We start from the raw sequence: 20,855 nt of genomic DNA on the forward strand, positions 1-20,855 counted from the left end.
CGCCACGGCGGTACGCTGAACTTTGATTCGATAACCAGCGGCGCGGCTGCCACAGGCAGCCGCTTCCGGATATTTCTGCCGTACGCGCCGGGCCAGAGCGCGGCAGTGCCAGAGAAGCAGCAAAGCAACCTTTAAGAGCAGCTTTTAGCCGTCAGTTCCTGGCTATTAGCTCGTTTGTGCAGACCGGAACTTTCTCGCGCAGACAGGAGGAATCGCAATTATGGAGCAGGTGCCAAAGAGGTAGGCCGGGGCTTCAGCCCCGGCAATTAAGTTCAATGGAAGGGGTGGCCTTTAGGCCCTGAGATATGCTTTTGCCTCAAATTCCAGATCTCGGCATCAGCGCCATATTAATGGGAGAAATACACTCTGGAAGTTTTTGCAAACGCACTCTGCTGGTTTTCCCACACTCGAGCTAACAGCTAACAGCTCCTAACTCAGCGCCGCCTGTTGAATCGCGAAGATTTCCTTAAGTCCCGACTCCGCGAGGTCGATCAAGTTGTTGAGCTGGGCGCGGGAGTAGCTGCCCTTCTCCGCCGTGGCCTGCGTTTCCACCAGGCCGCCGTCGGCGGTCATCACCACATTCATGTCCACTTCCGCCTGCGAGTCCTCCTCATAGCAGAGGTCGAGCAGCGCGTTGCCTTCGACAATGCCGACCGAGGTGGCGGCGACAAGCTGCTTCAGCGGTGATTGCTTGAGCGCGCCCGTTTTGACCAGCGCGTTGAGGGCCAGCGCCAGCGCAACCGCAGCGCCGGTAATGGCCGCCGTCCGCGTGCCGCCGTCTGCCTGGATTACATCGCAGTCAAGGATGATGGTGCGCTCTCCCAAAGCCTGCATATCCACAACCGAGCGCAAGCTCCGGCCAATGAGGCGCTGAATCTCGTGCGTGCGTCCACCAATTTTGCCGCGTTCGCTCTCGCGGGCCGTGCGGGTAACGGTGGAGCGGGGCAGCATGGAGTATTCAGCCGTGACCCAGCCTCGCCCCGAGTTGCGAAGCCATCCGGGAACGCCTTGCTCGATGGTGGCGTTGGTCAGAACGCGCGTGTTGCCAAGCGAGATGAGAACCGAGCCTTCCGCAGTCTGGACAAAGTTGGGAGCGAGAGTAAGGGGGCGCAACTGGGAGGGAGTGCGTCCGCCGGGGCGGAAAAACGAGGGAGTCGAGCTCATATCGGAATTGTAACGGGCTGGCTCTGGGAAGGATTTCCAGGGCATGTTCCGGGTTGGGAGGGGCAGTTCCCGAAACGAGACCAATTCGGGAATGGTTTTGAATTGGGACAAGAAACAGGAATTTACACCTAACCCAATATTTTTCTACTGTTTGCACGGACTTATTGAACCGATTTGTCCCGTTATGGGACGGAAGTGGCCTTTGGCCCCGGACAGGCAGGGAATCGCAAATTCCGGTTTATCACCTTTGGAATGAGGTCCTTACTCGACTTGTCCGAGTTTGGCACGCCACGTGTATATAAGCGGGACAGAAGCGGCGTTTCGGGAATGGGGTTGGAAGCGCCGCCGGGGCCTGAGAAACCAGAGATGGGGGAGGGATTTCGCGATGCAGAGGACGCAACCAATACAGGGGCCAGGAACAGCGCGGGGCCGGGTGCAAGCCGTCGCCGAGGCATTGTCCTTCGTGGGCGGCAGGGGAGAGACGGTCTCCGGCCTCGCGCACGATGCGCGCAACATGATGCAGGCGCTGGCGCTTTACTGCGACCTGCTGGAGGAGCCGGGAGTGCTTTCCATTGCCTGCCGTCACTACGCCAGTGAGCTGCGGCTGGTGTCGGCAAGCTGCCAGCGGATGGTGGAGAAGCTGGCACTGCTCGGCAAGCGCGAAGCAACCGGCGTAACGCGCCCGGTCGCGCTTTCGCTGACCGTGCCCGAGCAGCCGATTGAGGACCTGCGCGAAGAGCTGCTGGGAGTACACAGCCTGCTGAGCGCGCTGGCAGGCCCAGCGGTCGCAGTCACAGTCGCGGCAGCCGAAGGAACACTTCCAGTCTGGCTGACGGCGGAAGACCTGACACGGGTGCTGGTGAACCTGGTGAAGAACGCCACGGAAGCCATGTACGGCCTGGCGGCCGAGGAAGACGGCACCCGCCGCACAGGGCAGATTGCGATTGCACTGCGCGAGCGTGCCGCCAGCGCCGATATGCCGAGGACGCTCCTGCTCTCTGTCGAAGACTCGGGGCCGGGAATCGATCCCGCGCAACTGGAGGCGGTCTTCGAGCCGGGCTTTACCACCAACAAGAGCGCCAACGGCGAAGGCGGAACATGGCCCGCCGCGCACAGGGGGCTGGGGCTGTTCATCTGCCGCTCGATTGTCGAGGCGGCTGGCGGCAGGGTACTGGCAGGAAACCGCGCCGAAGGTGGCGCGCGCATCGAGATGGAGCTTCCGGTGCGCGTCTCCTGAACGCGATTGCGGCAACGGGCGGGGCTGCGGAACGCAGGACCAAAGGATTCAACACCATTCCACACAAAAGACACGCGAGGCGATTACAATGTTGGCAACAGTCTTCCACACACGTTCCATGGAGTTTTTTCCTCAAGCAGCGGACCCCGCGGCGCGACTGCATTTGTTGGTCGTTGACGTGGACCAGGCGATTCGCTCGGCCTGCGCCGAGATCGGGTCGGGGCTGGGCTATGCCGTCGAAACGACGGCCGACTTTGCGCAGGCGCGCAGCCTGTTGCGGGGCCGCGCCGCGGACATCCTGCTGGTCAACCTGCCTGCCACGGCAGGCAACCAGGGGCTCGAGCTGATTGCCGAAGTCCGGCTGCTCTATCCGCAGATCGCGATTATCGCGATGACCGCGTCGGGGCTGGTGAATACCGCCGTGGAAGCGATGCGCTGCGGCGCAACCGATTACCTGACCAAGCCCTTTGCCGTGGATGAGCTTTCTTCGGTGCTGGAACGGGCGGCCTCCACGCTTTCGACCGATACAGCGACGCGGCAGTTGCGCGAGCAGCTTCGCGCCTCGCAGGGGCTCGGCGCAATGATTGGCCGCTCCGCCGAGATGGAGAAGCTCTACCGCATCCTCTCCAAGGTGGCGCAGAGCTCGCACCCGGTGCTGATTCTGGGCGAGAGCGGCACAGGCAAGGAGCTGGTGGCGCGCACCATTCACGCCTACGGGCAGAATGCAACCAAGCCGTTCCTGCCTGTCGATTGCGGCTCGCTGGTGCCAACGCTGATTGAGAGCGAGCTCTTCGGCTACGTCAAGGGCGCCTTTACCGGGGCCAACCGCTCGAAGGACGGTCTGCTGGTCTCGGCGGAAAACGGCACGGTCTTCCTCGATGAGATTGGCGAGCTCCCGCTCGACCTGCAGGCAAAGCTTTTGCGCGCCTTGCAGGAGCGCGAGGTGCGGCCCGTAGGCGCAACGCATCGCGTGCCGATGAAGGCGCGCATCGTGGCGGCGACCAATCGCAACCTGGCCGAGATGGTAGAGAAGGGAACCTTCCGCAAAGACCTCTTCTACCGCCTGAACGTGGTGAACCTGCGGCTGCCTTCGCTGCGTGACCGGCGCGAGGATATTCCCCTGCTGGCGGCGCACTTCCTCGACCGCATCAGCCGCGAGCGCGAGGCGAAGTTCACGCTGAGCGACGAAGCCCTGCGCACCATGATGCGCTATGAGTGGCCGGGCAACGTGCGCGAGCTGGAGAACGCGGTGGAGCGTGCATGCACGTTCTCTTCCGGCCCTGTTCTCTATCTCGGCGATATGCCGACGCAACTGCAGAACAAGGAGCTGGAAGCGCGGCACGCGGCATTGGCATCCGGGCAGGCGCAGCAGGCAGACGCGGCCATGCCGGCGGTCACCACGCTGGCCGAGATGGAGCGGAACGCGATTCTCTCCGCCATCCGCACTCTGAACGGCGACAAGCTGCAGGCCGCCAAGCTGCTGGGCATCGGCAAGACGACGCTCTACCGCAAGCTGAAGGAATACGGCATAGCGGATCCGCTGGCGGAGTGAGCAAAAGCAGCTTTCAGCTACTCGCTCTTAGCTTGTAGCTCAATTGCGCGGTTACGGACGGATGCGGTGGATTGAGAGTATCCCGTCTTACCGGGCTTCCCAACAGATTTTGCAAGCCAGGCTTCAGGGCTAGCAGCTAGAGGCTAGTAGCTGGAAGCTGTTTTTCAGGAGATTTCCCATGAGCATTCTTCTTGTGACCGGAATGGAAGGGGCGCGCAACTGCGCCGATGTCATCGCAAAGCACCTTGGCCGCGAGGTGGAAGTCGCGGAAGGCCGCAAGGCCGCGCTCGCCGCTCTGAAGCGCGCCGAATTCACCGCCGTAGTCGTGGACGAAACCATTGCCGAGTGTGACCCGGCGGCTGCGGAGGCCATCTGGGAGCGCTCCGGCCTGGCGATTCCCGTGCAGGTAAACTTTGCGCTCACCGGCGCTGCGCGGCTGATCCGTGAGCTGCGCTCCGCACTCCATCGCCGCGAACGCGAACAGGCGCTCGCACGCCGTGCCGCCGCAGAGGCAATCGAGGCCGAGCTGAAGAGCACAGTCGCGGGGCTGGTACTGCACTCGGAGCTGGCGCTTTCCGGCTCCGATGCCGGTTCGCCCGTAGCCGAGCGCCTGCGCACCCTGGCAGAGCTGGCCGGAAGCCTGCGGCAGAAGCTGAGCACGCCAGTCACCGCACAGGCCAGAACCGCTTAGTTGCATGGATTTGGGTTAAGCAAGTGTTGCACGCACAAATAGCCGGGGCGGATAGTATTTGCCCCGGCTTCTTTTTCGGATAGGAGGGGTTGGCATGTGAGCGAGATAGTTCCGGTGTAGCTCCAGGTCTGTATTTCGGATCTGAGGCGGCACTTCCTTCAACCATCGAAAAATAAATCTCAAATCTGTGGATAACTTTTGCGCTCATTTAACCCCTTTTGTGCCACACTAAAAATGAACAGAAAAACAGCCCGATTCCCAAGGAATCGGGCTGTTTTATTTTTCCGCTGACTCGCCGAGCGCGTAGCGCTGCTAACTCGCTAAATAAAAGGAAAGGAGAACCCATGCACGCAGTGGCAGGCACAATCCCCTGTACCCTACACCCGGTACTCTATACCCTGCCTTCCGCACAGTTCCACAGTTCCGGCATAAAGAAACTGCACAGTCCCTGTGCAATCGCCTACAACCCAAACAAAACAAACAACGTGGGGAAGCACTCCACTGTGCGCATAACACACGGACAGCAAAAAGCCGCGAATCCATCATGGATTCGCGGCTTCTCTCGTCCTTGTCACTCGCCCCTACAACGCAATCGTCACAGCCTTGGTTTCGAGGTAGTTGCTGAGAACTTCCTCGCCCATCTCGCGTCCCCACCCGGACTGCTTGTATCCGCCGAAAGGAAGCGCCGCGTCGAAGACGTTGTGACAGTTGACCCACACGCTTCCGGCGCGGAGGCCGCGGGAGACCTTGTGCGCGATGCTCAGGTCCTGCGTCCACACCGACGCTGCGAGTCCGAAGATGCTGTCGTTGGCTTTCTGGAGAATCTCCTCCACGTCTTTGTCGTTGAAAGACGCGGCGCAAACAACAGGCCCAAAGATCTCTTCATCCACAACCTTCATACCGGGGCGGGTGTCGGCCAGCACGGTAGGCTGCACAAAGTAGCCCCGGTCGGCCTTGGCCGCGCCGCCTGCGGCAACCTTTGCGCCCTGCCCAATGCCCGACTCGATGTAGCCGATGACTTTGCGGTACTGCTCGTCGCTCACGAGCGGCCCCATCTGGCTTGCGGGGTCAAGGCCGGGAGCAACCTTGATGGCGGAAGCTACCTTGCCAACGCCTTCGACCACCTCGTCGTAAATCTTTTCATGCACAAAGAGGCGCGAACCAGCGCAGCAGCATTGCCCATGGTTAAAGAAGATAGCCGAGGCCGTGCCCTGGATAGCCGTGTCGATGTTGGCGTCCGGGAAGACGATGGCAGGCGATTTGCCGCCCAGCTCAAGGGAGACTTTCTTGAGGTTGCCGGCAGCGGCTTTGACAATCAGCTTGCCCACTTCCGTGGAGCCGGTGAAGGCAATCTTGTCCACGTCATTGTGCGCGGCCAGTGGCGCGCCTGCTCCTTCGCCAAAGCCGGTAAGGATGTTGATAACACCGTCCGGGAATCCAGCTTCCACAAACAACTGCGCAAGGCGCAGGCCGGAAAGCGGGGTCTGCTCAGCCAGCTTGAGAATAACGGTGCAGCCCGCGGCAAGCGCGGGAGCAACCTTCCAGGCCGCCATCAGCAGCGGGAAGTTCCACGGAATGATTTGAGCGACAACGCCCACCGGCTCGCGGAGCGTATAGGAGTGAAAATCTCCGGGAAAGGAGATAGGGAAGGTCTTGCCCGCGATTTTCGTCGTCCAGCCGCCCATGTAGCGGAACATATCGACAGCCAGCGGCACGTCAGCGACGCGGGCAATGGAGAACGGCTTGCCGTTGTCGAGCGATTCCAGCTCGGCAAACTCATCGTTGTGCTTTTCAAGCAGTTCAGCGAGCTTCCAGAGAAGCTGGCCGCGCGCGGAGGCAGAGAGCTTGCGCCACGGACCATTATCGAAGGCTTTGCGGGCAGCCGCTACGGCGCGGTTGACGTCTTCGGCTTCAGCCTCGGGAACGTGCGCAATGACCTCGCCTGTGGCGGGGTTGTAAACATCGAAGATCTTACCGGAGGCGGCGGAGACGAACTTGCCGCCAATGAGCATTTTGTGGTCGGAAGAGACAAAATCCGCAGTCGCGCTGCTGATGCGGGGATCAATTGCGATGGTTGCCATGGGAGTTCCTCCGTGCGCCGTTAATGGCGCGTTTGCGTTTTGGACGGACGTTGATGAAAAACGACAGGGCAGAAAAATTTGTACGCAGGAACACTATCACCGGCCGCGGAGAGTTGGCCAGTGCGGAGGCAGAATTTATGGCTGGAGATTTTTCCCTGAGATACAATCGGGGCCTATGAAACCCTTTACCTTCGCAGGTCTCGCGCTCTTTCTTGCTGCAACACCAGCAGTTTTGCAGGCTTCCCCGGCAACGCCGGAAGAAAATGCGGTGCTGGCTCCTATCCACAGCCTGTTTGATGGAATGTCCCGGCATGACGTCGCCGCAATCAAGGCGCAGGTGCTGCCCGGCGGTGCGCTGGTGCTGATGCGCGAAGGGAAGGCCCTGCAGATGACGTTTGATGAGTTTGCAGAGCAAGCCAGCCGTCCGGGAAAATCCCAGACAGAGGAGCGCATCTACGATCCGCTGGTTCGCATTGACAACGATCTGGCCGTGGTGTGGGCTCCGTTCAAATTTTTCTCCGATGGCAAAGTGGACCATTGCGGAACGGATCTTTTCAGCATGGTTCGTAAGGATGGGAAGTGGTTGATTGCGAATGTGGCGGATACTGGGCGTAAGGACTGTCCCTCGCAGTAACAGCAGCTTTTTACCGTTTGCGGGTGGCTCTTCTACACTGGATGCGTGGGCTTCGGTGAATTTCTTGGCAATACGGCGACGGTGACGCGACTGCGCGAGGCAGTGCGTTCGGGACATGTTCCGCAGTCGATGATTCTGGCCGGGGCGCGCGGGTCAGGTAAGTACACGCTGGCGCTGATGCTGGCGCGAGCCGTGAACTGCCTGCAGCCGATGGAAACAGACGGTCTGCCTGACTATTGCGGCCAATGTGAGAACTGCGTACGGATTGGCGCAGCGGCGAACCTGCAGGAAAAAGTTGCCGAGGCGGTAGAGGCTCGCGAAGAGCTGCGCGAGGTGGATAAGAAGGAAACACGCATCCTTATCCAGACGCATCCGGATGTGCTGGTGATTCCGCCGGACCCACCACAGTTGCTTATCAAGTTAGGCCAGGTGCGGCAGGTGATTCACGCGGCTTACTACCGTCCTCCGGTAGAAGCGAAGCGCGCGTTTTTCATCTTCACGAGTGCGGCGTTTATGAAAGAGGCGGCGAACAGTCTGCTCAAGCTTCTGGAAGAACCTCCAGAGCACGCCTCGTTGATTTTGTTGGCGGAGAATCCGCAGGAGCTGCTGCCGACGATTCGGTCACGGGCAATTGTGCATCGGCTGGGTGCGCTTCCAGCGGCTGAGCTGGAGGAGTTGCTGGCGAAGCGCAAGCCGGAGTTGCGGGCCACGGAGCGTACGCTGGTGGCGCGGCTGGCAGAGGGTGCGGTAGGCCGCGCATTGTCATTTGATTTAGGCGCGTGGTTGGCGAGCCGGCAGGATGCGCTGGTGATTTTGCGAGGGGCGCTGAGGCAGACGGATTACTCGGCGCTGTTTCGTTCGACGGAAACTTATCGCGCAGGGGCCGAAGGACAGGAGAAGACGGTGAACCTGTTGCGCGCCATGGGTAGCCTGGTTGAGGATTTGCTGCTGATTCATGCGGGCACGCCGCAGTTTGCGCGCAACTCGGATATTGCGGCGGAGCTTGCGCAACTGGCGCAGATGGTGACGCTGGACTGGATTGACGGTGCAGCGTATGCGCTGGGGCAGGTGGAGTCGGGCATGCGGCGAAATCTATTGCGTTCGCTCTCCTTGGATGCGATGGCGGTGGGGCTGGAATCCAGCACGGCGGCACGTTAAAAATCTGTACTTTGCCAAGGGCAAGCTGCAAAAGCAAAATTCTGTGCCGCCCGCGCAACCCGGCTCTATGCGCGGGCATCTTTATATCCAGTAACAAGCTTTCATCGACGTGTTGGAGCAACACGAAAAACTTTCGTGCGGTGTGCAGGATTTTTGTCTTTGTTTTCAGGCTGTAGGTGAGATATCGATGGTAGGAAACCCCGAGATTTTTGAGCGTGAGCGCGTTGTTATCTGCCAACGCCGATTGAGTTGTAAATAGAAAGGATTGTAAATATGAGCGGACAAGCGATTCTGCCTGATCTTGCCTTCGAAGGCGTGGAAACGCCGGAAATTCCTGTCCAGCAGAGGCGGCATTCTACGCGTGGGCATTCCTCGGGTAGCTTTCATGCTCCGGTATATGAAGAGCAGGCAGCGGTGCACCAGGCGGAGCTATTTTACTTACAGAAGCAGATTCAGTCGCAGACGCCGATGGTGATTGTGATGGAAGACGGCGAGGCGATCTCGGGCTGCATTGAGTGGTATGACCGCAATGCGCTGAAAGTTCGCGGGCGCTCGCGGATGCTGGTGTATAAGTCGGCGATTAAATACATGTATAAGCAGGGCGAGAATGGCTAATCTTCAGTCACCCTGCTAGCTTGCATCTTTCCATGATGCTTTATAAAGCCGGTCGCGGAGTGCGGCGCCTATCCCTTCTCGAGTCGGAAGTGGGCAAAGAATAACGGTGCAGCCTGCGGCGTCGAGAGCACGAAGACCGGCATAGAGATTTGCGGCGAGTTCTTCCGGTTTTTTCCAACTTCCCCATAGATAGATTTCTGTGTGCGCAGGGGCTGTGCTTGCGAATTCCGCCGGTAGGAGAATACCGGGGCGGTCGTTCGGGAACTCCGATGCCGTGCGCGTGAGCCTGGCGGCTAAATCTTGTGGCGGAGCTTCTACAAGAATGAGTCGCGCACGCGGCGCGTAGTGGCGAATGCCTACGCCGGGTGAGGGAAGAGCTTCGGGAGCAGTTTTCTGAATGGGAGCTTCGTACAAGAATGCCTCTCCTGCGACGGAGCGGATTTGTTCGAGCGTGATGGCTCCGGGGCGATAGACGATCATCGGGTTCTGTGTGGGGTCGAGCACGGTGGATTCGACGCCGTGTTGTGTGTGGCCTGCGTCTACGATGGCGTCGATGCGCCCGTCGAGGTCTTCAAGGACGTGCGCAGCTGTGGTAGGGCTGGTGTGACCGAAGAGATTGGCGCTGGGGGCGGCGATGGGTACGCCTGCCAGACGAATCAGTTCAAAGGCGACAGAATGCGCGGGCATACGCACGCCGACTAGTGGGCGGTTGGCTGTAACGGAATCCGGCACGGCGCTGGTGCGAGGAAGCAGCAGCGTAAGCGGGCCGGGCCAGAAGGTGGTCATCAGGCGTTGCGCTGCAGTGGGGATTTCTGTCGCGATTTGAGACAACGTGGCGTTGTTTTCGGTGGGCCCGGCGATGTGTACGATGACGGGGTCCCAGGAGGGACGCTGCTTGGCCGCGAAGATACTGGCGACGGCAGAGGAGTCGAGTGCGTTGGCTCCGAGTCCGTAGACCGTTTCCGTGGGCAGGGCAACAAGCCCGCCATTGCGGAGGATTTCCGCAGCCCGGGTTAAATCTTCTTTTGATGTGCCGAGCCGTAAGGTCTTCATTCTTCTATCTTCGCTGCTCGTACCGGGTTTGCGCCAGACTTCGGTAACGTACGGAGGGCTTGGACTTTCAGCAGATGTCTTGTTAGGCTGCACGAGTAACGAGTGGTAACCGCCAGGGTTTTACTTGAGTGCTATGTAGGGGAATAGAACGATGCCGATATATCCAATGAGGAGAAACATCGTGGTTATAAATAACAATGTCAATGCACTGAATTCGATTGTGAATGTGAAGTCCGCAGGGAACCAGCTTGGCAGTTCGCCTGATGGAAAGCCGGCACAGGCAGACGCTCATGCAGTGGACCGCACCACGCTGAGCGCAGCAGGAACTGGAATTGCGCAGTCGTCGGCTGACGCAGATGTGCGCTGGGAGAAGGTTGCGGCCGTGCAGAAGTCGCTGGCGAATGGGACGTATGATGTTTCGGCGTCGGCAGCTGCTTCAAGCATGGTGGATGCCATGCTGGGTAAACGTTCGTAGATTTAGATGGAGTGGATGCAGGCCCGTCCTTTGCGGCGGGCCTTTTGCTTTTGCGCTGCATGCAACGATGCGGCGTTATACTGCCTTCATGATTGCTGTTGAGACTGAGGTGAAATTTAGCGTGGCGGATGCGGAGGAGTTCAGCCGCAGGCTTGGCGCAGCGGGATTTCACTGCGATACGCCGCGATCCTTTGAGAGCAACGTGCTGTATGACACGCCGGAGCGCGCCATGCGTGCACGGACGGAGATTTTGCGCATTCGCAGCTATGCGGGCAAGACTGTGCTGACGCATAAGCGGCTGCCAGATGTGGGGCCGGGCGAGGATACACATAAGCATCGCATCGAGACCGAGACGGAAGTAGCGGATGGCAAGGCGCTGGCAGAGGTCTTCCGCTCGCTGGGGCTGGCGGCTACATTTCGTTATGAGAAGTGGCGCAGCGAGTGGAGCGATGGCGAAGGGCACTGCGTGTTGGATGAGACGCCGATTGGGATTTTTGCGGAGTTGGAAGGCGCGGCGGACTGGATTGATCGTGCTGCGGCACGGCTTGGAGTATCTTCATCGGATTACATTACGGCGAGCTATGGACGGCTCTTTGAGCAATGGAAAGCGGAAAATAATTCTCCTGCAAGCGACCTGACATTTGATGCGGTGAAGCAATAGGAAATTCGATGAGAATGAAAAAGGCGAGCCAAAAGGCTCGCCTTTTTTGATTTGCAGAAAGGTTATGCTGCGTCAACGCCGTGGCACTTTTTGTACTTCTTGCCGGAGCCGCAGGGGCAGGGATCATTACGGCCAACCTTCTGGCCGGTACGATGCTGGCTGGGCTGGCTTGCGGCTGATCCACCGGCCATCTGCGCGGCCTTGAGTTCGCGCTCCTTGCGGCGGGCGAACTCCTTTTCAAGGGCGTCGATGGTGGTTTGCGGGGCGCGCGTGGGCACGGGCAGCGGAGCTGCCGCGGTTGGAGGCGTGATTTCGCGCGGGATGGCGTCGATGACCGGAGCGTTTGCAGGAAATAGTTCTGCGCTGGCCACCGGAGGCGCCGCGGGAATAGCCTGGCGCTCCTGCGGAGCCGCCTGCACAGGCTGGCCGTCTTCTCCGATGATCTGCATGCGGAAAAGGAAGCGTACAGTGTCTTCCTGGAAGCGTTGCATCATGGCTTCAAACATGTCGAAGGACTCGCGCTTGTAGGCGACGAGCGGGTCCTGCTGTGCGTAGCCGCGCAGACCAATGCCTTCTTTGAGATGGTCCATCGAGAGCAGGTGGTCCTTCCACAGGCCGTCGATGACGGAGAGCATCACCATGCGCTCGTGATAACGCATAGTATCCGGGCCGAGAATGCCTTCCTTCGCTGCGTACTCTGCCTTGAGGCGTTCGTAGATCGCATCACCTAGTTCATGGCGGTTCAGTTCATTTGCATTGATGCCGGCTGCGCTGAGGGTGAGGCCGAACTGGCCGAAGAGGCGTTCTTCGAGCCCCTTGATATTCCATTGGTCAGGATGTTGGTTCTCCGGGCAGAACTCGTCGAGTGCATTGCTCAGAATGGTGCTGACGTAATCTTCGAGAATCAGTTCGCGCTGGTCCACGCCTTCGAGAAGCTGGCGGCGCAGGGCATAAACAGCTTCGCGCTGCTTGTTCATTACGTCGTCGTATTCGAGAAGGTGTTTGCGTGACTCGAAGTTCTGCGCTTCGACAGCTTTCTGTGCGCCTTCGATTCGCTTGGTAATCATGCCCGACTCAATGGGCACGCCTTCTTCCATGCCGAGGCGTTCGAGCAGCACGCTCACCCACTGCTTCGCAAAGATGCGCATCAGGTCGTCTTCCAGCGAGAGGAAGAAGCGGGAAGCACCGGGGTCGCCCTGGCGGCCTGCGCGACCACGGAGTTGGTTGTCGATACGGCGTGATTCGTGGCGCTCGGTGCCGAGGATGAAGAGACCGCCGGCTTGCTTGACGCGCTCACGTTCGGCGTCGGCTTCTGCGGCGTGTTTCTGGTTGATTTCGAGCCAGTCGGACTCGGCTACCTCAAATTCTTGACTCTGGTAATAGAAGCGCTGGAAGCCTGCGGGAGCCATGGGATTGATGAAACCTTCGGCTGTGGAGAGGGCGCGTGCAAAACCGCGCTTGACCAGCTCCTGGCGGGTCATGAAGTCGGCATTGCCACCGAGCAGAATGTCTGTGCCGCGGCCTGCCATGTTGGTGGCGATGGTGACCATGCCAAGGCGGCCTGCCTGTGCGACTATTTCCGCTTCACGCTCGTGGAACTTGGCATTGAGTACAACGTGACGCACGCCCTTGCGTTGCAGGATGGCGGAGAGCCGTTCGGACTTTTCAATCGATGTGGTGCCAACAAGAACGGGCTGGTTCTTCTCGTGCAACTCAGCGATGCTATCCGCGACAGCTGTGTATTTTTCCTTCTCCGTGCGGTAGACAACGTCAGGATTCTCAATGCGCAGCAGAGGCTTGTTGGTCGGAATGACGACGATTTCGAGCTTGTAAATCTTCTCGAATTCGGCGGCTTCGGTTTCAGCCGTGCCGGTCATGCCGCTCAGCTTGTTGTAGAGGCGGAAGTAGTTCTGGAAGGTGATGGTAGCGAGCGTCTGGTCTTCCTTGCGGATGTTGACGCCTTCCTTGGCTTCGACGGATTGATGCAGGCCGTCAGACCAGCGACGGCCCGGCATCAGGCGGCCTGTGAAGGTGTCTACGATGATGACTTCGCCGTCCTTCACCACGTAGTCCACGTCGCGTTTGTAGAGGGCGTGGGCCTTGATGGCGGTTTCTACGTAGTGCTTGAGATCCCAGTTTTCGGCGTCGGCAATGTTGTCGATGCCGAGCAGTTTTTCGATGGATATCCAGCCGTCGTCGGTTACGCCGATAGTGCGGTGCTTTTCATCGACCACGTAGTCGCCGCTGAAATACTTTTCGCCTTCGTTGAGCTTGATGCCGATCTCGGCCTGGCGCTTGTGGTCGCTCCATTCGACTTCTTCGCCGAGTTTGAGCTGGGGAATAATCTTGCGGACCTTGGCGTACTTGTCAGTGGTCTGGTCGGTGGGGCCGCTGATGATGAGCGGTGTACGCGCTTCGTCGATGAGGATCGAATCGACTTCGTCCACGATGGCGTAATAGTGGCCGCGCTGCACACAATCGTTGATGTCGAACTTCATGTTGTCGCGCAGGTAGTCGAAGCCGAATTCGTTGTTGGTGCCGTAGGTGATGTCGGCCGCGTAGGCGGCCTTGCGCTCCTGGTCGTTGAGGTCGTGCACGATGACGCCGACGGTGAGGCCGAGGAACTCGTAAATCTTGCCCATCCATTCGGCATCGCGCTTGGCGAGGTAGTCGTTGACCGTGACGACGTGAACGCCTTTACTGGCGAGCGCGTTGAGATAGCAGGCGAGTGTAGCGACGAGGGTTTTGCCTTCGCCGGTCTTCATTTCGGCGATTTTGCCGGAGTGGAGGACCATGGCTCCGATAAGCTGCACGTCAAAGTGGCGCATCTTAAGCACGCGCCAGCCGGCTTCGCGGACTACGGCGAAGGCTTCGGGGAGGACTTCGTCGAGCGCGGCTTTTTCGGCGGCCTTGATGGCTTCGGCGTCTGAGAGTCCAGCGATGCGCGAGGCGATACGGGATTTGAATTCCTGCGTTTTGTCGCGGAGTTGCTCGTCGGAGAGGCGCTGTACGCTTTCCTCGAGCGTATTGACCTGCGCAACGATGGGCATCAGGCGCTTGACGATTCGCTCGTTTGCCGTGCCGAAGATGGATGTGAGTACTTTATCGAAAGCCACGTAATTCTCCGTAAACCAGTAAGGTGTTTGCGCGTGGAAAGGACCGCAAAGTCAGCGGTATTTCCGCTTATTGCGGAATGCGCTAGGCGAGAAGAGCAGGCGGGGGACGCTGGAATGCGGAGGCAAGCTCGGGGGATGCGGGAGTGTTGTATGAGGCTACGATGGGGCGCGAGGCGATGAGGCTCAGCGGGGCAACGAGGCCAATGAAGAGGACCGGCAGCATGGTCTGCCACACGCCTGCGTTGCGTGATTGCGTGGCTGCACCGCTTTTGCGTGCTGACCAGTCTTTTAGAAGCTGTGGTACGTCACGCGGCGTGAGTGAGCCGGCATTGGAATGATTGGACAGGAACTCGAAGACAGGGTGTGCGTAGGCGGAGCGTGTGCTACCGGCTTCGGCGCGCGCTGCTGTTGCAATCACCATGACGGCAACTGCCAGTAAGACCCATGCGCTTCTGTTTCGAGTGGATTTCATGCCTGTTGGGCGCAATGCGTCCTCTATTATTGTGCCACATCTACTTAGGCTGGATTAGTGTCCACCGGACGGACCTCCGCCCATGCGGAAGTGCTTGGTGAGCAGCACTAGCGGCGCGGCGCAGAGCGTCATGATGCCGATGATGCGGAAACAGTCCATGAAGGCGAGCATCTGCGTTTGTGCGTGTAATTCGTTGTAGATGCGGCCATAGGCCATGTTGAGCGCATCGGCGTGAGAGAAGCCGTGGGCCTGCAGAAAGCTGGAAGTTGCCTGGACCTGCTGCTGTACCCATGGCGTGGGCGCGGCAAGGTCGCCGCCGATTACGGACTGGTGGAAGGACTGGCGGCGGTCGGTGATGGTGTTCATGAAGGCAATGCCGAAGCTGCCACCCCAGTTGCGGAAGAAGTTAGTGAGCGAGGATGCCTTGTTGTTTTCGCCAGGCTTGAGTTGCGAGTAGGCAATGACCGAAAGCGGAACGAAGAAAAAGGCGTAACCGAGTCCCTGCAGAGCACGGGCCCAGGCGTAATGGTTGTAGTCGGTTTGCAGGGTGAAACCGCTGTAATGGAGGAATGAGATTCCGACGACGACCACGGCGATGGTGAGCAGGTAGCGTGGCGCGATGATGCCGCGCTGTACCAGTTGTGCGCCAACGGGGGCAAGCATGGTGATGACGAAGGCTCCGGGTCCGAGGACGAGACCTGCGTCGATGGCGCGGTAGCCGTAGAGCGATTGCAGAATCTGCGGAATCATTGTGGTGGATGCGAAGAGGCCTACGCCGAAGACGAAGTAGAAGAGATTGGAGAGCGCGAAGTTGCGTGAGCGCAGCAGGCGGAATTCGATGACGGGGTCTTTCTGATTGAACTCCCAGAAGACGGCTGTGCCAAGGCAGACAACAGCGATGCCTAAGAGCCATGAGATGGTGCGCGAGCCGAACCAGTCGTCGATCTGGCCGCGGTCGAGCACGACTTCGAGAGCCGCGGAGCCAATACCTAACAGGGCGATACCTACGGCATCTACACGCAGGCGGCCGCTTTCGTCGCGAACGAATTTGCGCTCAGCGGTGAACTCCGGCGTGTCATGTACGAATCGGCTGGTGAGAAATAGTGAAAGGAAGCCGATGGGGATGTTGATGAGAAAGACCCAGCGCCAGTTGAAATTGTCGGTAATCCAGCCGCCGAGTACGGGGCCGATGGCCGGTGCCGTAACGATAGCAATGGTGTAAAGTGCGAAGGCTGAGGCGCGCTTGGCGGGCGGGAAGGTGTCTACCAGGATGGCTTGCTCGACGGGAGCGAGGCCGCCGCCACCGATGCCCTGTAGCACGCGGGCCAGGAGCATGATTTCAAGACTGGGCGCAATGCCGCATAGAAAAGATGTGACCGTAAAGAGCGCCACGCAGAGCATGTAGTAGTTTTTGCGGCCAAAAATGCGGGAGAGCCATGCGGAGAGGGGCAGGATGACGGCGTTGGCAACCAGATAGCTGGTGAGAATCCAGGTGACCTCGTCGTAGGAACGGCCCAGACCACCCGCAATGTAAGGAAGCGAGACGTTGGCGATGGAGGTGTCTAGCAGTTCCATGAAGGTGGCCAACGTGACGGTTAGCGCGATAACCCATGGATTGACGGCGGGACGCGCGATGGCTTTTGGCGATGCAAGGGGGGCGGGGGAAGCGACAGTGGCAGCCATGCGGGTCCGAATCTTGTAGAAATTTGAGACCGTTCGGTCTCATAATGAATCAGATTCAGATGTTTGGCTACAGATTCGATTTTTTGTGCGGTTGTTTAGAGTCATGAATTTTTGAGTTAGATTTGTTTGCGAAGTTTGCTTTAAGCGTGAGTGAAGATGAAAAAAGGCGAGCTAACCCGGCTGAATATCCTTGCAAAGGCGGCTCCGCTGTTTAATCAGCGCGGGTATGAGGGCTGTTCCATGCAGGATGTGATGAAGGCTACCGGACTTGAAAAAGGCGGGTTATACCGCCACTTTGCCAGCAAAGAGGAGTTGGCGGCGGCGGCCTTTCGCTATGCGCTCGAACAGGCTGTCAAACTGCGCACGGACATGGTGGACCGCGAGCATGGAACGGTGGAGTTGCTGCTATCCTTAGTGAAGCGTTTCGTGGAGACACGCGCGGATCTTCCTGGCGGCTGTCCGCTAATGAACACAGCGATTGACTCCGACGACGGTAACCCGGTTCTGCGCAAGCTGGCTCTGGAAACGATTCATGACTGGCAGAAGCGCCTGGTGGAGATTGTCGAGATGGGAATCGGGAATGGAGAGATTTGCAAGGGGACGGTGCCGCGGACGGTTGCGAATTCCATTATTGCCACCCTGGAAGGCGCTCTGATGATTAGCCGTCTGGAGGGGACGCGTACTGCCCTCGAAGATGCACAGCGGACGCTACGGTGGATGATTGGGCAGATTGCAACGGACGGGGCAAAGATACGGAACTGCGAGACGCGCACTATAACGTAGAATTCTTGCATCGCGGCGTCAGGGAAATCTGCAGAAGGCCGACAGATGTCTGTCCGCGTGCATTCCATCTGCTTGTGCCGGAGCTTTCATGCGACTGACCTTGGTTGCCCGCCGCGTTTCTTTGCTAGCGTATTTGTTTTTCACTTTCATTCCAACAATCTTTGCTGCCGGGTCTGATAGCGGTGCTGAGAGCACGCATAGCGGTTACTATCGCTGGCCTGCGCTGCATGGCGACACGATTGTCTTCTCTTCTGAAGGCGATTTATGGACGGTGAATATTCACGGTGGCGCGGCTCATCGGCTGACAACTGCACCGGGCTCTGAGGAGATGGCCACCATTTCGCCAGATGGGAAGACGGTAGCATTTCTGGCGGATTATGAAGGGCCGCATGAGGTTTACACCATGCCGATTTCCGGCGGACTGCCGGAACGCAGGACATGGGAGGGTAATGCCTCGCCAGTAGGATGGGCGAATGATGGGCGATTGCTAATTGCCACTGGGCGCTATACCACGTTGCCCGGCGACCAGTTGGCCTTGGTGGATGCTCAGGGAAAGCGCGAGATTGTTCCGTTGGCAGAGGCGGCACAGGGCGTGTATTCCAGCGATGGCAAGACGCTATTTTTTGTCCGATGGAATCAACAGCCGAGCCAGACCAAGCGCTACAAAGGAGGCTTTGCGCAGAGTATCTGGAAGTTCGATGGCGTGCATGAGGCTATGCCGCTGACTACGGATTATGAAGGCACATCGGCATATCCAATGTTCTGGAAGGGACGCGTGTATTTTCTCTCTGACCGCGACGGCATTATGAATGTCTGGTCGATGGATGAGAACGGCAAGAATCTCAAGCAGGAGAGCCATCAGAAGGTTTTCGATGTGGAGTCCGCGTCCATTTCTGATGGAAAGATTGTTTACACATCGGCTGCGGATCTATGGTCGCTCGATCCGTCGAGCGGGCATGAGCAGGTGATTCCGGTTACGCTGCAGTCGGATTTTGACCAGATGCGCGAGCACTGGGTGAAGAAGCCGATGGACTATCTGACGGATGTGCATCTTGCGCCAGATGGTTCGAGTGCAGTGTTTACGGCTCGCGGAGAGGTGTTTGTAATGCCGGCCAAGCCGGGGCGCATTGTAAAGGTTGCATCAAATAATGCGATTCGCTATCGAGGTGCATTTTTTCTGCCGGATGGGAAGTCGATTGTTACGCTTTCGACGGAAAGTGGCGAGACGGAGTTCTGGAAGTATCCGGCAAATGGCGTAGGCAAGGGCGAGCAGTGGACACACAATGCGAAGGTGCTGCGCTGGGGTGGAGTGGTTTCTCCGGATGGGAAGTGGATTGCGCACTGGAACAAAGACTTGGAGCTTTGGCTGCTGGATACGAATTCGAAGCAGGACAAACGTATCGCTGTCTCAAGAAATGGCGACTTTGGTGATTTGACGTGGTCGCCGGATTCCAAGTGGCTGGCTTATTCGGAGACGGCAGACAACCAGTTTCAACAAGTGAAGATTTATGCCGTGGACTCGGGAAAGATTGAGACGATTACTTCGGACCGCTATAACAGCGGTAATCCGGCGTGGTCGAGTGATGGCAAGTGGCTTTACTTTTTGTCAGACCGTTCGCTACAGACAACGGTGATGGCGCCGTGGGGTGCGCGCCAGCCGGAGCCTCACTTTGACCGAACGGTAAAGGTCTACCAACTTGCGCTAACCACAGGATTACGCTCGCCGTTTCTGGCGGATGATGAGCTGTACCGCGATGGCAAGGATTTGACCAAACAGGAAGAAAAGAAGCCGGATGAGAAAGCGGCTGCGGACAAGAAGGATGAGAAAAAGCCCGATGATAAAGATAAAAAAGACGACAAGAAAGACGAGAAGAAGGTTGAGGTCAAGATTGATTTCAACGATCTGGCTGCACGCGTAACGGAGGTTCCGGTTCCGGCGGCGAATTACAGCAGTCTGGCTGCAACGGAGAAGCGTTTGTGCTGGACGAATTCCGAAGGCGAGCATGCATCGCTGCAGTGCCTGGATATTGCGAATAAGGGCGACAAGCCTGACACCGTGCTAAGCGACGTGAAAAGCTTCGAGATTTCCGAAGGCCGCAAGAAGATGCTGGTAGCGCAGGATGACAGCTTCTATATTTTTGACGCGGATGTGAAGGATGGCAATGGTGCGAAGGAAAAGGCGGGAATAAATCTTTCTCACTGGAGCATCCTGACGAATCCGCGCACGGAGTATCGTGGGCTATTTGAAGATGCGTGGAGACTGGAACGCGACTATTTTTACGACCGCAATATGCATGGCGTGAACTGGGTGGCAATGCGTGACCGTTATCTGCCATTGGTGGATCGTGTGGCGGATCGCGATGAACTGAATGATGTGATTGCGCAAATGGTGGGAGAGCTTGACGCATTGCACACCTTTGTTGCTGGTGGCGATGAGCGGCAGGCCAGCGATCACATCGGAGTGGCTACGCTGGGCGCACGGCTTCGGCGCGACGCACAGGCCGGGGGCTACGTGGTGGAGCACGTGTATGCGTATGACCCTGATCTTCCTAACCAGGCGCCACCGCTGGCTAAGCCTGAATCCACTGTGAAGGACGGCGAAGTTATCACCAGTATTGATGGTGTGGACGCGCTGAGTGTTCCGGATGAGCGCGTATTGCTGCGCGGCAAGGCAGAAACGCAGGTGCTATTGCATGTGAAGGATGCGCAGGGCGTGGCGCGTGATGTGATTGTTGTGCCGGTCTCCTCGGGTATGGATGCGCAGCTACGCTATAACGAATGGGAGTACACGCGCCGCACCACGGTGGAGAAGCAGTCAAACGGCACGGTTGGATACGTCCATTTACGTGCCATGGGCCCGAATGATATTAACCAGTGGGCGCGGGACTTCTATCCAGTCTTCAATCGCCAGGGGCTAATCATTGATGTGCGGCATAACCATGGAGGCAATATCGATTCGTGGCTGTTGGAGAGGTTGCTGCGGCAGGCGTGGTTTTACTTCCAAACGCGCGTGGGAAATCCTACGTGGAATATGCAGGGGGCTTTCCGAGGGCATGTGGTGGTGCTATGTGACCACGAAACCATGTCAGACGGCGAAGCCTTCAGCGAAGGGTTCAAACGACTCAAGTTGGGTAAGCTGATTGGCATGCGCACGTGGGGCGGCGAAATCTGGCTAAGTTTCGGAGACACCGCACAGGCGGATAATGGAGTGGCCTCGGCGGCGGAAATCGGTGTTTACGCAGATGGTAAGTGGTTGATTGAAGGCCGTGGTGTGGAGCCGGATATAACGGTGGACAATTTGCCGAACGCCACAGATAAAGGCGAAGATGCGCAGCTTGATGCGGCGCTGAAGGAGCTTGCGAAGGAGATCAAGGCTGATCCGCGACCGGTTCCGCAAGCTCCGCCGCATCCGAACAAGTCGTTTCACAACGCAAATTAGCTGGCAGAAGAAGCATCTTTGTTCTACGCCATGGAATCTCT

General features: G+C 58.3%; 16 protein-coding genes. 10 read left to right on the top strand and 6 right to left on the bottom strand.

Features of this window, described 5'->3' with window-relative positions; translation table 11 throughout:
* Positions 1-429: 429 nt before the first annotated feature.
* Entirely contained in the window at positions 430-1,164 is a 735-nt protein-coding gene (rph, locus tag AC5S3R_RS14425) for a ribonuclease PH (protein WP_494267790.1), read from the bottom strand.
* 385 nt (positions 1,165-1,549) lie between these two features.
* On the opposite strand from rph, the gene AC5S3R_RS14430 reads away from it, so the two are divergent.
* The 3 genes from AC5S3R_RS14430 to AC5S3R_RS14440 all read left to right on the top strand — a co-directional run bounded on the left by AC5S3R_RS14430 (position 1,550) and on the right by AC5S3R_RS14440 (position 4,644).
* The gene (locus AC5S3R_RS14430; protein WP_494267791.1) at positions 1,550-2,401 is read left to right on the top strand and encodes a sensor histidine kinase; all 852 of its coding nucleotides are present in this window, start codon (positions 1,550-1,552) and stop codon (positions 2,399-2,401) included.
* 88 nt (positions 2,402-2,489) lie between these two features.
* Positions 2,490-3,953 carry a sigma-54-dependent transcriptional regulator gene (locus AC5S3R_RS14435; RefSeq protein ID WP_494267792.1) on the top strand — a complete coding sequence of 488 codons (1,464 nt, stop codon included), beginning with the start codon at positions 2,490-2,492 and terminating at the stop codon, positions 3,951-3,953.
* A gap of 178 nt (positions 3,954-4,131) precedes the next feature.
* Complete coding sequence (locus tag AC5S3R_RS14440) at positions 4,132-4,644, top strand: hypothetical protein (RefSeq protein ID WP_494267793.1); 513 nt, start codon at positions 4,132-4,134, stop codon at positions 4,642-4,644.
* Between the two features lie 581 nt (positions 4,645-5,225).
* Here the strand turns inward: AC5S3R_RS14440 and AC5S3R_RS14445 are convergent.
* On the bottom strand, positions 5,226-6,725 hold the full coding sequence (locus tag AC5S3R_RS14445) for an aldehyde dehydrogenase family protein (protein WP_494267794.1): 1,500 nt from the start codon (positions 6,723-6,725) through the stop codon (positions 5,226-5,228).
* 175 nt (positions 6,726-6,900) lie between these two features.
* Between AC5S3R_RS14445 and AC5S3R_RS14450 the strand changes: the two genes are divergently transcribed.
* The 3 genes from AC5S3R_RS14450 to AC5S3R_RS14460 all read left to right on the top strand — a co-directional run bounded on the left by AC5S3R_RS14450 (position 6,901) and on the right by AC5S3R_RS14460 (position 9,132).
* Entirely contained in the window at positions 6,901-7,359 is a 459-nt protein-coding gene (locus tag AC5S3R_RS14450) for a nuclear transport factor 2 family protein (protein ID WP_494267795.1), read from the top strand.
* A gap of 45 nt (positions 7,360-7,404) precedes the next feature.
* Entirely contained in the window at positions 7,405-8,517 is a 1,113-nt protein-coding gene (locus AC5S3R_RS14455) for a DNA polymerase III subunit (RefSeq protein ID WP_494267797.1), read from the top strand.
* Positions 8,518-8,790: 273 nt separating this feature from the next.
* Positions 8,791-9,132 (top strand): Hfq-like protein, encoded by a 342-nt coding sequence (locus tag AC5S3R_RS14460; protein WP_494267798.1) that lies wholly within the window; start codon positions 8,791-8,793, stop codon positions 9,130-9,132.
* 15 nt (positions 9,133-9,147) lie between these two features.
* Here the strand turns inward: AC5S3R_RS14460 and AC5S3R_RS14465 are convergent, their stop codons facing one another.
* Positions 9,148-10,185, bottom strand: coding sequence for an L-threonylcarbamoyladenylate synthase (locus AC5S3R_RS14465; protein WP_494267799.1), 1,038 nt, complete (start codon positions 10,183-10,185; stop codon positions 9,148-9,150).
* Between the two features lie 181 nt (positions 10,186-10,366).
* Between AC5S3R_RS14465 and AC5S3R_RS14470 the strand changes: the two genes are divergently transcribed.
* Together AC5S3R_RS14470 and AC5S3R_RS14475 are read left to right on the top strand one after the other, a co-directional pair.
* The gene (locus tag AC5S3R_RS14470) at positions 10,367-10,660 is read left to right on the top strand and encodes a flagellar biosynthesis anti-sigma factor FlgM (protein ID WP_494267800.1); all 294 of its coding nucleotides are present in this window, start codon (positions 10,367-10,369) and stop codon (positions 10,658-10,660) included.
* A gap of 67 nt (positions 10,661-10,727) precedes the next feature.
* A complete protein-coding gene (locus tag AC5S3R_RS14475) occupies positions 10,728-11,321 on the top strand; it encodes a class IV adenylate cyclase (protein WP_494267801.1) in 594 nt (197 codons plus the stop codon).
* 62 nt (positions 11,322-11,383) lie between these two features.
* On the opposite strand, the gene secA is transcribed toward AC5S3R_RS14475, so the two are convergent.
* From secA to AC5S3R_RS14490, 3 genes are all read right to left on the bottom strand, one after another.
* Positions 11,384-14,437, bottom strand: coding sequence for a preprotein translocase subunit SecA (secA, locus tag AC5S3R_RS14480; RefSeq protein ID WP_494267802.1), 3,054 nt, complete (start codon positions 14,435-14,437; stop codon positions 11,384-11,386).
* Positions 14,438-14,519: 82 nt separating this feature from the next.
* Complete coding sequence (locus AC5S3R_RS14485) at positions 14,520-14,909, bottom strand: hypothetical protein (protein WP_494267803.1); 390 nt, start codon at positions 14,907-14,909, stop codon at positions 14,520-14,522.
* Between the two features lie 54 nt (positions 14,910-14,963).
* Complete coding sequence (locus tag AC5S3R_RS14490) at positions 14,964-16,592, bottom strand: DHA2 family efflux MFS transporter permease subunit (RefSeq protein WP_494267804.1); 1,629 nt, start codon at positions 16,590-16,592, stop codon at positions 14,964-14,966.
* A gap of 156 nt (positions 16,593-16,748) precedes the next feature.
* Here AC5S3R_RS14490 and AC5S3R_RS14495 point away from each other — a divergent pair, with 156 nt between their 5' ends.
* Positions 16,749-17,375: a TetR/AcrR family transcriptional regulator gene (locus AC5S3R_RS14495; RefSeq protein WP_494267805.1), complete on the top strand. Its 627-nt coding sequence runs from the start codon at positions 16,749-16,751 to the stop codon at positions 17,373-17,375.
* 88 nt (positions 17,376-17,463) lie between these two features.
* Positions 17,464-20,814 carry a S41 family peptidase gene (locus AC5S3R_RS14500; RefSeq protein WP_494267806.1) on the top strand — a complete coding sequence of 1,117 codons (3,351 nt, stop codon included), beginning with the start codon at positions 17,464-17,466 and terminating at the stop codon, positions 20,812-20,814.
* Positions 20,815-20,855: the final 41 nt, after the last annotated feature.

Source organism: Occallatibacter sp. FHG110214_02, assembly GCF_059115385.1.

Excerpts from the sequence above, each read along its gene's own strand:
- AC5S3R_RS14475 (WP_494267801.1), top strand. The coding sequence starts at position 10,728 with ATGCGGCGTTATACTGCCTTCATGATTGCTGTTGAGACTGAGGTGAAA.
- AC5S3R_RS14450 (WP_494267795.1), top strand. The coding sequence starts at position 6,901 with ATGAAACCCTTTACCTTCGCAGGTCTCGCGCTCTTTCTTGCTGCAACA.
- AC5S3R_RS14500 (WP_494267806.1), top strand. The coding sequence starts at position 17,464 with ATGCGACTGACCTTGGTTGCCCGCCGCGTTTCTTTGCTAGCGTATTTG.
- AC5S3R_RS14435 (WP_494267792.1), top strand. The coding sequence starts at position 2,490 with ATGTTGGCAACAGTCTTCCACACACGTTCCATGGAGTTTTTTCCTCAA.
- AC5S3R_RS14490 (WP_494267804.1), bottom strand. The coding sequence starts at position 16,592 with ATGGCTGCCACTGTCGCTTCCCCCGCCCCCCTTGCATCGCCAAAAGCC.
- AC5S3R_RS14485 (WP_494267803.1), bottom strand. The coding sequence starts at position 14,909 with ATGAAATCCACTCGAAACAGAAGCGCATGGGTCTTACTGGCAGTTGCC.
- AC5S3R_RS14460 (WP_494267798.1), top strand. The coding sequence starts at position 8,791 with ATGAGCGGACAAGCGATTCTGCCTGATCTTGCCTTCGAAGGCGTGGAA.
- rph (WP_494267790.1), bottom strand. The coding sequence starts at position 1,164 with ATGAGCTCGACTCCCTCGTTTTTCCGCCCCGGCGGACGCACTCCCTCC.
- AC5S3R_RS14445 (WP_494267794.1), bottom strand. The coding sequence starts at position 6,725 with ATGGCAACCATCGCAATTGATCCCCGCATCAGCAGCGCGACTGCGGAT.
- AC5S3R_RS14440 (WP_494267793.1), top strand. The coding sequence starts at position 4,132 with ATGAGCATTCTTCTTGTGACCGGAATGGAAGGGGCGCGCAACTGCGCC.
- AC5S3R_RS14430 (WP_494267791.1), top strand. The coding sequence starts at position 1,550 with ATGCAGAGGACGCAACCAATACAGGGGCCAGGAACAGCGCGGGGCCGG.
- AC5S3R_RS14495 (WP_494267805.1), top strand. The coding sequence starts at position 16,749 with ATGAAAAAAGGCGAGCTAACCCGGCTGAATATCCTTGCAAAGGCGGCT.
- AC5S3R_RS14465 (WP_494267799.1), bottom strand. The coding sequence starts at position 10,185 with ATGAAGACCTTACGGCTCGGCACATCAAAAGAAGATTTAACCCGGGCT.